At 63.9% G+C, this 12,266-nt stretch carries 10 protein-coding genes; 4 read left to right on the forward strand and 6 right to left on the reverse strand.

Annotation, left to right across the window (positions count from 1 at the left end; translation table 11 throughout):
* Window positions 1–134 precede the first annotated feature (134 nt).
* Window positions 135–2,714 (forward strand): hypothetical protein, encoded by a 2,580-nt coding sequence (locus FHW69_RS14285; protein WP_183423771.1) that lies wholly within the window; start codon window positions 135–137, stop codon window positions 2,712–2,714.
* 129 nt (window positions 2,715–2,843) lie between these two features.
* Complete coding sequence (locus FHW69_RS14290; protein ID WP_183423772.1) at window positions 2,844–4,001, forward strand: GGDEF domain-containing protein; 1,158 nt, start codon at window positions 2,844–2,846, stop codon at window positions 3,999–4,001.
* A 14-nt stretch (window positions 4,002–4,015) separates the two neighbouring features.
* Here FHW69_RS14290 and FHW69_RS14295 read toward each other — a convergent pair whose 3' ends face one another.
* From FHW69_RS14295 to FHW69_RS14305, 3 genes are all read right to left on the reverse strand, one after another.
* Complete coding sequence (locus FHW69_RS14295) at window positions 4,016–4,555, reverse strand: GNAT family N-acetyltransferase (RefSeq protein ID WP_183423773.1); 540 nt, start codon at window positions 4,553–4,555, stop codon at window positions 4,016–4,018.
* A gap of 14 nt (window positions 4,556–4,569) precedes the next feature.
* Window positions 4,570–5,721 (reverse strand): beta-eliminating lyase-related protein, encoded by a 1,152-nt coding sequence (locus FHW69_RS14300; RefSeq protein WP_183423774.1) that lies wholly within the window; start codon window positions 5,719–5,721, stop codon window positions 4,570–4,572.
* 94 nt (window positions 5,722–5,815) lie between these two features.
* Window positions 5,816–6,715 carry a LysR family transcriptional regulator gene (locus FHW69_RS14305; protein ID WP_183423775.1) on the reverse strand — a complete coding sequence of 300 codons (900 nt, stop codon included), beginning with the start codon at window positions 6,713–6,715 and terminating at the stop codon, window positions 5,816–5,818.
* A gap of 121 nt (window positions 6,716–6,836) precedes the next feature.
* Here FHW69_RS14305 and FHW69_RS14310 point away from each other — a divergent pair, with 121 nt between their 5' ends.
* On the forward strand, window positions 6,837–7,601 hold the full coding sequence (locus FHW69_RS14310; RefSeq protein WP_183423776.1) for an SDR family oxidoreductase: 765 nt from the start codon (window positions 6,837–6,839) through the stop codon (window positions 7,599–7,601).
* 63 nt (window positions 7,602–7,664) lie between these two features.
* On the forward strand, window positions 7,665–8,039 hold the full coding sequence (locus FHW69_RS14315; protein WP_183423777.1) for a peptidase C13: 375 nt from the start codon (window positions 7,665–7,667) through the stop codon (window positions 8,037–8,039).
* On the opposite strand, the gene FHW69_RS14320 is transcribed toward FHW69_RS14315, so the two are convergent.
* The 3 genes from FHW69_RS14320 to FHW69_RS14330 all read right to left on the reverse strand — a co-directional run bounded on the left by FHW69_RS14320 (window position 8,036) and on the right by FHW69_RS14330 (window position 12,195).
* Window positions 8,036–8,866, reverse strand: a complete 831-nt coding sequence (locus tag FHW69_RS14320) for an aldo/keto reductase (protein ID WP_183423778.1) — start codon at window positions 8,864–8,866, stop codon at window positions 8,036–8,038. The two genes, FHW69_RS14315 and FHW69_RS14320, sit on opposite strands and share 4 nt — an antisense overlap.
* A gap of 71 nt (window positions 8,867–8,937) precedes the next feature.
* Window positions 8,938–10,197, reverse strand: a complete 1,260-nt coding sequence (gene ispG, locus FHW69_RS14325) for a flavodoxin-dependent (E)-4-hydroxy-3-methylbut-2-enyl-diphosphate synthase (protein ID WP_183423779.1) — start codon at window positions 10,195–10,197, stop codon at window positions 8,938–8,940.
* Between the two features lie 60 nt (window positions 10,198–10,257).
* Window positions 10,258–12,195 (reverse strand): acetyl-CoA hydrolase/transferase C-terminal domain-containing protein, encoded by a 1,938-nt coding sequence (locus tag FHW69_RS14330; protein WP_255494823.1) that lies wholly within the window; start codon window positions 12,193–12,195, stop codon window positions 10,258–10,260.
* Between the last annotated feature and the right edge of the window lie 71 nt (window positions 12,196–12,266).

Here is a 12,266-nt window from a genome sequence, read left to right on the forward strand (position 1 = left end):
CAAGGCGCTGAGTAGGATCAGGGTTCGACCCGTGGCGATGACTTTTTCACCGCTGATCATGTCGATGCTTCGTATTAGATACGTGCCTGTTGCATGTGTGCACGGTGCGTCGCCACCCCGCCAGGAGCCAGCCCATGTCTGACCTGTCCTTGCCGTCCCGCGTCACCTCGTCCAGCGAAAATCGCGGCATCGCCAAACTGAAGTACACCCCGCCGCTGGCACCGCCGGCACCGCTCTTATGGCCCGCGCCCTCGATGCCCGAGGTTGACCCCTTCGGTGGCATCAATGCCAGTCATCTGAGTACCCCGTTTCCGAAGATCCTGGTGCAGACCGGTCGCTTCACCACGCCCCTGGCACCGCGCGACACGGTCAGCGTGTACTGGGATTTCAACGCTGATCTGATCGGCGTTACCACGATCCAGGAAACGACGTCCGGCCTGGTGTTTGTGCAGGTGGATGGACGGCTGATCAGGGAGCATGGGGAAGGCTGGCGAACCTATCACTACATCCAGCGCAATTTGGGTGGCACGGCCACGGCTTCAGGCGTGGCCACCGTACTGGTGAAGTTCCGCATCCCCGGTGAAGACGACGCGGGCAACCTCACCCTGACCGCACCCGTCGTCATGCCGGCCGTGATTGGTGCCAGTACCCCGGTGACGGTCACCATTGATCCCTGGCAGAACGCCTTCGAGAAAGACCGGCTGATCCTGCTGTGGGGTGCGGTGTCCTATGAGGTGCCCGGGCCCTTCCCGGTGGATCAGCCGGTGACCTTTACGGTGCCCGCCAAGATCATCGCCGATGGTGGCAGCAACCCGGCGATGGAAGTGAGCTACCGGGTCGTGGATCAGGTGAGTAACTGGTCCCGGCGCTCGCCCGTGACCGTGGTGCACGTGCAGGCGGACAGCAATCTGCTCCTGGCGCCCAAGGTGATCGAAGCACCCGGCGGCGTGCTGGATCTGATCCAGCTGGATGGCGACGACGTCCATGCGCAAGTGGATACCGAACAGGCCGGAATCGCCATCGGCGACACCATCGCGCTGACCTGGAAAGGCATGACGGGTCAGGGCACGGAGCTGCCGTATGTACCGAGCCCGCAGGAGTTCACCGGCGACATCTTCATGACTTTCACCATCCCCCATGCGCGGGTGGCGCCGCTGGGTCCCGACGGCAGTGCGTCCCTGTACTACGAAGTGCGCACGAGTACAGGCACGCTGCGTTCCGCGCAGCGCAACCTGACCGTCATCGGTGAGGCCGTGGTCCTTGAAGCACCGAGTGTTCGGGAGGCGCTTGGCGGCGTGCTCGATCCGGAGAGTCTGACCGATGGCCTGGCCCATCTGGACGTGGGACCGTATCCCCTGATGGCCATCGGTGACCAGGTCACCTATTACTGGACGGCCACGGGCCACGGCGGCGCCACGTGGTTCAAGACGGACTCCAGGGACGTATCTGGCAACGATGTAACGCCCGCTCCCAAACCGCTGGCATTCACCCTGACCCGTCAGGAAATCGAGCAGATCAAGGGCTATGCGGTGAGCGTGTATTACACCGTCAAGTACTTTGCCACCGGGCTCACATCCACATCGCAACGGCTGGAGCTGCGCATCGCCGGGGTGATCACCCTGCCGCCGCCCCTCGTGGATCACGTGGTCAACGGCTACCTGGACCCGGTCGCTGCACCCGATGGCACCAACATCCGTGTCCCTACCGACTACAGCGGTGCCGTGCGGGGGGATTTCGCCCACGTGTTCTGGGATGCGCTGGAACCGTACACCAACATCCACGCCGTGGACCCCGCCAAACCGGAGGTCGTCTCCCCGGTGGAGGTCAAGTACATCACCGCCAACCAGGGGCGTGAGGTCACCGTCAGCTACACGATCAACCACGATGGCCAGCCCGCGCGCCAGGGCGGCACCACCACCTTCGTGATTGGTACGGAAACGGTCCTGTTGCCGGCCCCCAGCGTGCTGGAAGCGGGTACGGGCAACACGCTGCCCGGCAATGCGGCCAAGGCGACCGTGCGCGTTCCGATGGGTGCAGCGCTGGCCGTGAATGACGTGGTGACCGTGCACTGGAAAGGCACGGCCGGTGCGGGCACCGCGAACGTGGCCAAGACGGTGACGACGCAAGCGGGCTCTTACATCGACATCGAGATCCTCGCTGCGGCCATCTTGCCGAATGCCGGCACGGCAGTGAGTGTGACCTATTCGATCACGCGCGCCGCGTCTGGACGTCTGGATGGCCCATCACCTGCGTACGTGTTGAATGTACAGTCAGTCGCGCCTGTTGTCGTCACGGAAACCTTCGAAGGCGTGCCCCTCACCGGACAGTTCTTCCGGCTGCAGCTGACACACTTCGAGTTGATAGCCCACAGTGACCCCCTTGGCCAGATTGTCAACGCAGGGTCGACATACGCGCCGCACATTTCCGGAAGGGCAGTACGCTTTGCGAACAACACCCAGCTTGGAATATATCCCAACACACCATGCACGAAAGTGAGCATAGGCATCCACTCCAACCGTTCCACCTCCGACGAGTTAATCTGGGCAGGCGATCAATACGGGACCGTAGCCGGCTCTTACAGGTGGCCCGGCGGTGCGAGAACCCTCACGTTCCAGGCCAGTGGGGGACACAAGATTACGAAAATCCTGTGTCGTACCGCGTACCCTCTACTAGGAGACGTCTATACGGTTGACAACGTCACCCTCACTTATTGAGCCGCACGGCGCGTCGAAAGGAAGCCTCGCGCCCCTGGCCGGGCCGGCCTCACGGCCCGGCCAGGGGCATTCCACAAAACATTACGAAACCACTCGCGTACCATAAGCCCCGGGGAATCCGGGGCCTTCATGCACGCAAGCGATCAACTGGACGTGTACACGCTGGGCATCGTCGGGATGGCGGTGGGCGTGGTCATTTCGCTGAGTTTCACGCTGTCTGGCATCGTGTTGCGTGGCATGCCCGCCTTGCGGCTCTGGGCGGCGTCGTTCTGGCTGCTGTCACTTGCCGGACTGGCGCAGGGCTATGACGAGAACGGTGGGTTTCTCTCCGTCATTATTGGCAGCCTGCTGATAGCGCTGGGAAACGGCGCCATGCTGATGGGCATCGCCGTGCATCTGGGCCACCGGCTTGCCCTGCGATGGCCGCTTGCCCTCATCACGTTCTATCTGGCCATTCAGTTCGTCTTTTACCTGTGGCCTCCATCGCAGGGCGTGGAAGCCACCGTCTTCGGGGTCAAGAGTGTGCTGTGGGATCTGTGGATGATCTGGCTGCTGTTGCGCCTCTCGCCCCCGGAATTGCGTGTGTCGTGCGCGTTTACCGCGCTGATCCTATCCATCGACATCCTGTTTTATCTCGCCCGGGCCGGGGCATCGGTGTATCCGGGCATGGACTCGCACGTGGTGCTGGCCACCGCGCTCACAACGTCCAACTACCTGTTCGGCATCCTGTGCACGTTCCTGCTGGGCACAGGCTTCTCGCTGATGCTGGCACAACGCATCACTCACGACCTGCGTTGCGCTGCCGACACCGATGGCCTGACGGGGCTATTGAATCGCGCTGCCATGTTCACCGAGGCGGGACGCGTGGTGGCCGAGTGTCATGCGCGGGGCGAGTCGGTTGCCGTGCTGATGTTTGACCTGGACAACTTCAAGGCCATCAACGATCAGTGGGGGCATGCGGCCGGTGACAGGGTGCTGCGTCACTTCGTGGAGGTCATCCGGGCGGCGGGCATCAAGGGCGGCGCCCTGTTCTCGCGCTACGGCGGTGAAGAGTTTCTGCTGCTGCTTCCCGCGACAAAGGCAGATGAGGCGCTGATGGTGGCTGAAAGCATGCGCTCACGCGTTGCGGCAGAACCTGCGCCATTTGATTGTCACGTGATTGCCTTTACGACCAGTGTGGGCGTGGCGACGTCACCCAGCCCGGAACTCACCACGATGGTCGAAGCCGCCGACGCCGCGCTTTATCGCGCGAAGCACGCGGGCCGCAACCGCGTGGCACTGGCGTGACCCAACCTGCAAACTCAAGGGGTGGCCCACTCGCGTGCCAGCAATGCGAACACCATGTCGTCGACCCATTCGCCGCGGAAAAAATAGCTTTCCACGTGATGGGCTTCCTGGCGCAAACCCAGCGAACGGCATAGCGCCACGCTGGCTGTATTGCGTGGATCAACCGACGCCACCAGCCTGCGATAACCCCACTCGGTAAAGGCCACACCCATTACCGCCCGCATCGCTTCCAGGGCATACCCCCTGCCCTGCGCGCCATGCTGCAACGACAATCCGAACTCAATCGCATCCTCGCCGCTGGCGGGAAAATGAATACCGAAGTCGCCCAGCAACTCACCCGACGCCGCATCACGGATCGCCAGCTGGTTCCATCCATCCGGCTGGGCAAACGCACGTGCGTGCTGGTCGGCAATGAAGGCCTCGACCTCGGCAATCGTCTGCGGCTTCCATCCCTGATAACGGGAAATATCCGGATCGCCGCGATACGCCAGCACCATTGGCGCATCATCCATGGTCAGCGAATCAAGCAGAAGGCGTGGCGTGCGCAAGATCATCGGTAACGCTTCCATCAACTGGCGAACGCGCGCACCAGGTAATCGGTATCACGGCGCAGCAGTGTCTCGTTAAAGGTCAGGTTGAGGCGTCCGTTTTCCACATCCATGATGCGGATGCCCGCACTGGCCAGGCGCTCAGACAGGCCTTTCGCGCGTGCCGCCGATACAGCCACGTAATGGATGTTCGTGCCGTTGGGAACACGCTGCACGGTATAGCCCTTCGTGCGGCCCAAGCCATCGAGCAACCGGTCGCCTGCCTGGCGCACTTTGGCAAAACGCTCGCCAAAGGTGTTGACCGAATCCAGCGCCAGAATCGCGGGTAGCCAGCCATGATAGATGCCGCCGCCAAACACGTGGCGCGTGGCCCGGGCTTCGTCCATACGCGCCTTGCTGCCTGCGAGCACGGCACCAAAGGGCGCATCCAGATACTTGTAGAGCGACACATACACCGTATCGAACGGCGCGCTGTAGCTGGCCGGATCAAACCCGGGCGCGCCGCTGTTCAACAGCAGCCGCGCGCCGTCCAGATGCAGGCCGATGCCCTTGCTCCGCGCGAAGGCGGCAATCTCCCTGACCGTTTCAAACGGCACCATCGCACCGTCCGCACGACGCACCGGACTTTCCAGTGAAATGGCGCCGATGGACAGCGGATACGCACCCTCTTCCGTCAGCGCGACGGCAGCCTTCACTTCGTCCAGCGTGGGAGCGGCCTTTGTGCCGCCCACCGGCAGCACGTTGATGTTGCTGAGAATGGTCACCGCATCGCTTTCATCGCGATACACATGGCTTTCCTGCTGCACGATGGCGCGGCGATGGTCCCCACACAGAAGGCGCAGGGCAATCTGATTGGCCAGCGTGCCTGTAGGCATGAAGGCGGCGTCCTCCTTGCCCAGCAAGGTGGCGAAGCGCTTCTCCATCTCGGCAACCACGCCCTCGGTGAGATAGGCGTCGGACACGCGACCCTCCTTCGCCGCCAGCAACGCATCCACCCGCGCGAGCAGGTCGCGGTTGTACAACGGCGCACTGTCACCGCCGAAGTACACCGTGGTCTGAATGTGATCCGGATCGTCCGGGCTTTTCGGTGCCGTGGCGAACGCGCTGAGGGGAAGCACACCTGCCGCGACACCTGCGGCAAGGGATGAAAGAATGAACTCGCGACGCTGCATGAAAACTCCCCCCGGAATGCGGTGTGGCCCGCCCTGCGCACGCTATCAGTGGCGCCATCAACATGCACGTGACGAAGGTCACCAACCGCAAGCGTCAGCTCAGGTGAGCGGACAACGCACCGGCCACCAGGTCCATGAACGACTGTACGCGATGCGGAAGATTGCGCCGGTGCGGATACACAAACGACACCGGCATGGGCGCGGCGCGAAAGTCGCGCATCACCTCCACCAGCTTGCCCGCGTCAATCAAGGGCTGCACCACCAGCGTGGGCGTCTGCACCAGGCCCAGGCCCGCGATGCACGCGGCCTCGTACGCATTGGTGTTGTTCACGGTGACAGCGCCGCGCATGGGCACCATCTGATACGCCGTGCCATCGAAGTACTCAAAGCCGTCCGGACGCGTGCCCAGCGTGGACACGTAGTGAACCATGCGATGCGCCGGAAGATCGGCGACGGTTTCGGGCATGCCATGGCGTGCGATGTAACCCGGGCTCACATAGTTGCCGATCTGAAGATTGCCCAGCAGGCGTGCCACGAGGCTGGAATCGGCCAGTGTGCCCACACGCAGCACGCAGTCGAAACCTTCGCTGACCGGATCAACGCGGCGATCCGTGGAGCTGACCTCGATTTCCAGCTCGGGGTGCTCGTCCAGCCAGCCGGGAAGCAGCGGCATGATGTAGTTGTGGGCCAGCCGCTCCGGCATGTCCACGCGCAGCCTTCCGCGCAACGCCTGGCCGCCGCCATGAAACATGGCCTGGGCCTCGTCGATGTCCGCCAGCAGGTCGCGGCTGCGGTCGTAGAAGGCGCGGCCGTCCAGCGTCAGCTCCACACGCCGGGTCGTACGATGCAAAAGGCGCGTGCCAAGGCTCGTTTCCAGCTGGCGTACCGCCGTGGAAATACTGGCCTTGGGCAGGCTCATGGTCTCCGCTGCCCGGGTGAAGCTGGCCAGTTCGGCCACCCGGACGAAAATCTGCATAGCATCGACCAGATTCATTGCCGCCCCTCATTGTTCGGATTTTCCGAACATAGTACGCGGACTGATCGGGTTTATCGCCAGCCAGCGAGTCAATAGTCTGCTCTTACCGAATGTTTCCCTGCCCCCACGGAGCCGCCCCATGAGCACACAGACCCCCATCGCCCTGATCACCGGCGGCAGCCGAGGCCTCGGCCGCCATGCCGCGCTGAAGCTGGCCGAGCACGGCACCGATGTGATCCTGACCTACCGTTCGGCACAAAGCGAAGCCGCCAGCGTCGTCGCTGCCATCGAGGCGCTGGGTCGCCGCGCCGTGGCGTTGCCACTGGACGTTGGCGATGCCGCCAGCTTTGCTGCCTTTGCCACGGCGGTGACCGAAGCGCTAAAACACGTGTGGCAGCGCGACCGGTTCGACTACCTGCTGAACAACGCGGGCATGGGCGTCCACGCGCTGGTGACCGACACGACCGAAGCGCAGTTCGACGACCTGGTGGACGTGCACCTCAAGGGCCCGTTCTTCCTTACCCAGAAGCTGCTGCCTCTGATGAACGACGGTGGCCGCATCATCAACGTATCCAGCGGCCTCACCCGTTTTGCGCTGCCCGGATATGGCGCGTATGCAGCCATGAAGGGCGCCATCGAAGTGCTGACCCGTTATCAGGCGAAGGAACTGGGCGCCCGCGGCATCTCGGTGAACACCCTGGCGCCGGGCGCCATCGAGACCGATTTTGGCGGCGGTGCCGTACGCGACAACAAGGAACTGAACCAGATGGTGGCCTCGCAGACCGCGCTGGGCCGCGTGGGTCAGCCAGACGACATCGGCGGTGCCGTGGTCGCGCTGCTGTCGCCGGAGAGTCGCTGGATCAACGCCCAGCGCATCGAAGCCTCCGGCGGCATGTTCGTCTGATCCCAAACCCCTTCACTCCTGCTACCGTGCGCCACTTGAAGCCACCTCCCACGGAGTGAAGTCATGCTGTCCATGCTTATCGCACTGTCCACCGCAGCCACGCCGGATTTCGCCGACCGGATGCTTACCGCGAAGAAGCTGGAGCAGACGGCCGATGGCACGGCGTACCAGAAGCAACTCTGGGACGCCGTGACCAGCCAGATGACGGTGGCGCTGCAAGGCTGCATCACCAGCAACGCCCCGGCGGACACCTCGCCGTTCACCGTGGTGGCGGACGTGAAGGCCGACGGCCACCTGGACGGCGTGGTGGTCAAACCGGCCACGCCTGTCGCCCGTTGCTTCCAGGGTCAGTTCAGCACCTGGATCCTGCCGGCGCCGCCGAAACAGCCGGCGCCGTATCCCATCGAAATTGACGTGACGCTGACGCCGCAGCGTTAATTCACCTCTGCCGGGTCCGGGCCGATGCGGTTGCCTGCATCCAGCCCGTCGATGGTGCGCATGTCGTCAGCCGACAGCGCAAAGTCGAAGATCGCAAAGTTCTCGGCGATGCGCGACGGCGTCTGCGACTTCGGAATCACCATGTGGCCGCGCTGCACATGCCAGCGCAGCACCACCTGTGCCACGGTGCGGTCAACGCGGCGCGCAATGCCTTCCAGCAGCGGGTGTTTCAGCAGATCACCACCCTGGCCCAGCGGGCTCCACGCTTCGGTGATGATGTGATGCTTCGCGTGGAATGCATCGTTGTCTCGCTGGGCGAAATCAGGATGCAGTTCGATCTGGTTGACCACGGGCGTCACGCCGGTTTCGGCGATGATGCGCTCAAGATGCTCGGGCTGGAAATTGGACACGCCAATGGAACGCACGCGGCCCTGCTCGCGCAGGTGGACCAGTGCCTTCCACGTGTCGACGTAAGTGTCCTTTGCCGGCATGGGCCAGTGGATCAGGTACATGTCCACGTAATCCGTACCAAGGCGGGCCAGGCTGGCATCAAATGCCTTGAGCGTGCTGTCGTAGCCCTGGTCGGCATTCCACAGCTTGGTGGTGAGGAAGATGTCGCCACGCGCCACGCCGGAGCGCACGATGCCTTCGCCCACGCCTTTTTCGTTGCCATAGATCGACGCCGTGTCGATGGAGCGATAGCCCGTTTTCAGCGCGGCTTCCACGGCGGCCGTGGCATGGGCGTCGTCGATCTGCCATACGCCAAAGCCAAGCTGTGGCGCGCGGCGGCCGTCGTTGAGGTCAAGCAGGGGTACGTGCTGCGTCATGCGTCATCTCCTTCGGTGAAGCTGAAAAGGATGGAGACGCATGACGCGCAATCAACCCCGGGGACGGAGAATCAGTCCCCGCGTGCCGAGTAATGCGTGGACACGTAGTTGTCCAGAATGCCGACGAACTCGCTGGCGATATTGTCGCCACGCAGTGTCATGGCCTTCTGCCCGTCGATGAACACCGGAGCGGACGGCGCTTCGCCATTGCCCGGCAGTGAAATACCGATGTTGGCGTGCTTGGATTCACCCGGCCCATTGACCACGCAACCCATCACGGCCAGCGTGAGGTTTTCCACGCCGTCGTATTTCACGCGCCACACGGGCATCTGCTCGCGCACGTGTTCCTGCACGGTTTTGGCCAGTTCCTGGAAGAACTCGCTGGTGGTGCGGCCGCAACCCGGGCACGCGGTAACCAGCGGCGTGAACGCGCGCAGCCCCATCGTTTGCAGGAGTTCCTGCGCCACGATCACTTCGCCGGTGCGCGACTGGCCCGGCTCTGGCGTGAGCGAAATGCGGATGGTGTCGCCGATGCCTTCCTGAAGAAGTACGGCGAGCGCGGCGCTGGATGCCGTGATGCCCTTCGAACCCATGCCCGCTTCGGTGAGGCCAAGATGCAGCGCGTAATCGGCACGGGTGGAAAGATCGCGGTACACCGCGATCAGTTCCTGCACACCGGACACCTTGCACGACAGGATGATGCGGTCGCGCGGCAAGCCCAGATCTTCGGCGCGCGCGGCGGAATCCAGCGCGGAGCGGATCAGCGCTTCGCGGGCCACATGGCTCGCGTCCCACGGCTGGGCGCGCGTGGCGTTTTCATCCATCAGCGCGGCGACCATGCTCTGGTCCAGCGAACCCCAGTTGGCGCCGATGCGCACGGGCTTGCCGTAACGGATGGCCATCTGGATGATCGAGGCGAACTGGGTGTCTTTCTTCTTGCCGAAACCCACGTTGCCGGGGTTGATGCGGTACTTGGCCAGTGCTTCGGCGCACGCAGGCTCACCTTCCAGCAGCTGGTGGCCGTTGTAGTGGAAATCGCCGATCAGCGGCACGGACACGCCCATCATGTCCAGGCGCTCGCGAATGCGCGGCACGGCCGCAGCGGCAGCGGGCGTGTTCACCGTGATGCGCACCATTTCCGAGCCGGCGCGGGCCAGCTCGGCAATCTGTTTGGCCGTGGACGCCGGGTCTTCCGTGTCGGTGTTGGTCATCGACTGCACGACAATCGGCGCACCGCCGCCCACCAGGACATTGTCGATGCGCACGCCGACGCTGGGTCGACGGCCGGCCGATTCAGCGGGCCGGGGGCGGAAAACTTCAGGCTGGGTCATGGGTGTGTGCAAGTTCGTTCAATGCGGCCAAGGATAACGCATCGACATGACCCGGAGCCTTCACGCCCGGCGCAGCGCCGCCCTCACCAGGCGCGCCTGGAGGCGATCTGCCAGCGAATCCGGGCGATCCAGCCCCATGCGGGCCACTGCCGCCTCTTCGCCAGCCACCGGGCGTCCGGGCGCCAGCAGCGCGCCGGCCAACGCCGGCCAGCCCCGGGGACTGGCCGCCCGGGCCGCCAGCCAGCCCAGCGCCGGGAGCAATTGCCGCTCCACCGTCGTGAAATCGCTGCCGAACGGAAACGGGTCCAGCAACCCGTCGTCTGCCAGAGGGCGCAAGGCTGCCTTCAGGCCCTGCGGCGTATGTGCGCGCCATACGTCCGGCACCCGGAATTCCGGTGCCAGCTTGCCGGCGGCCTTCGCCTCCTCCACCAATTCATCCACGAAACGGGCATCGGCGATGCCCAGCATGGCGATCACGCATTCCTCGTCGGAACGGCCACGCAGGTCCGCCACGCCGTATTCGGTGATGAACACGTCGCGCAGATGGCGCGGGATGGTTTCGTGCCCGTAGCTGAAGCGGATGTTGGAGACCGTCTCGCCGCCTTTGGAGCGCGTGGCGCGCAGCAGAAGAAGGGAGCGGCCATCGGCCAGTTCGTGCGCCATGGCCACGAAATTGAACTGACCGCCCACACCGCTCACCACCAGGCCGTTCTCCAGCCCATCGGATACCGCCGCGCCGGTCAGCGTGGCCATCATGCAGGTATTGAAGAAACGTGCACCGCGACGCTGCAAGGCGGCCAGTACCTGATGATCGCCATACAGGTGATTGACGTTGGAAACGCGGCACATGTCGATGGCGTCCGGATCGTCCTGCTCGCTGCGATGCATCCACGCGTAGAGTTCGCGTGAGCCAAGCAGGAACGCGCCGCGCAGATAGTGGCCGCCGGCCGGCCCCACATCCTCGCCGCTGGCAGCACGCCGCTCGGTGGCCAGATCATCATAAGCTCGGCGACGCAGCACGCCTGCCTGCTGAAGATGCATGAAGCCGTCCATCACCATTTCGCTGGCGCCATACAGGCCGGTAGTGAAGCGATCGTCGCCGCCCACCTTACGCATCAGCGCATGCGTGACGCCCCCGCCATCCAGCGAAGCCAGCGCAACCCGCCAGCGGCCGTTCTGCTGGTGACGCAGAAGAAGTGCGCGCACGATGGCATCGGACAGTGCGCCGATGCCGATCTGCAAGGTGCCGCCATCGCGCACCAATGCGCTGGCGTGCATGCCAAGCGCATATTCGGCCGGATCCACGGGCGGGCGCGGCAATGCAAACAGCGGCGGCGAGACGGCCGGTTCCAGCAGCAGATCGAAGTAGCCTTCGTCCACCTCGGCATGGCCGCTGACGAAGGGCATGTCCGGATGGGCCACGGCAACGCAGAATGGTCGCGGACGGCCTGCATCCGCCATTCGGCCGATGAAGTCCAGCGTCAGGTCGGGGTTGGACGAAAGGCTGATCCGCAGTCGGCCGCCTTCCCGCTTCACGGCGACCAGTTGCACCAGGACATTGATGTTGCGCTCGACAAGATCTCGCGCCACGTGCGTGTAATTCTGACTGATGTAATCACGCTGCGCGCGATGCGCGCCCATCAGCGCGCCGGACTGCATGTAGAACTCGTGCACGCTGATGTTGGCCGGCAGGCGGTTCGCCGCCTGTGCCACGGCGTAATCCAGGTCTTCAAAACCCTCGCCGAAATGGCGGTCGAGAAAGGGTTTCAGAAAACGCTTCTGCAACCCGTGCCCCGGTGATGGCCGGGTCAGCGACAGCGCGGTGAACAGCGTGAGCGAGCGGCCGGGCGTGCCATCGACGGCACGATAGATCGCATTCAGGAGGCCATGCGGCTTGCCCAGACCCAGGGGCGCCGCGATGCGCGGGTGGCCGTCGCAATGAGCGAGGATGGCCGCGACACAGGCGTCGGTATCAGATACACGCGGTTGTGATGGCATGCCCGCGATCATGCCAGATTGCCCTGCCCTTAAGGCTACACTTCCCGAATGACCCGCCTCGCTTTCGCCCC

The sequence above is a fragment of the Luteibacter sp. Sphag1AF genome (assembly GCF_014192715.1).
Taxonomy (GTDB): Bacteria; Pseudomonadota; Gammaproteobacteria; order Xanthomonadales; family Rhodanobacteraceae; genus Luteibacter.

Bases quoted from the DNA above. Each gene is read 5' to 3' on its own strand.
- FHW69_RS14285 (WP_183423771.1), top strand. From the start codon at position 135: ATGTCTGACCTGTCCTTGCCGTCCCGCGTCACCTCGTCCAGCGAAAAT.
- FHW69_RS14290 (WP_183423772.1), top strand. From the start codon at position 2,844: ATGCACGCAAGCGATCAACTGGACGTGTACACGCTGGGCATCGTCGGG.
- FHW69_RS14295 (WP_183423773.1), bottom strand. From the start codon at position 4,555: ATGATCTTGCGCACGCCACGCCTTCTGCTTGATTCGCTGACCATGGAT.
- FHW69_RS14300 (WP_183423774.1), bottom strand. From the start codon at position 5,721: ATGCAGCGTCGCGAGTTCATTCTTTCATCCCTTGCCGCAGGTGTCGCG.
- FHW69_RS14305 (WP_183423775.1), bottom strand. From the start codon at position 6,715: ATGAATCTGGTCGATGCTATGCAGATTTTCGTCCGGGTGGCCGAACTG.
- FHW69_RS14310 (WP_183423776.1), top strand. From the start codon at position 6,837: ATGAGCACACAGACCCCCATCGCCCTGATCACCGGCGGCAGCCGAGGC.
- FHW69_RS14315 (WP_183423777.1), top strand. From the start codon at position 7,665: ATGCTGTCCATGCTTATCGCACTGTCCACCGCAGCCACGCCGGATTTC.
- FHW69_RS14320 (WP_183423778.1), bottom strand. From the start codon at position 8,866: ATGACGCAGCACGTACCCCTGCTTGACCTCAACGACGGCCGCCGCGCG.
- ispG (WP_183423779.1), bottom strand. From the start codon at position 10,197: ATGACCCAGCCTGAAGTTTTCCGCCCCCGGCCCGCTGAATCGGCCGGC.
- FHW69_RS14330 (WP_255494823.1), bottom strand. From the start codon at position 12,195: ATGCCATCACAACCGCGTGTATCTGATACCGACGCCTGTGTCGCGGCC.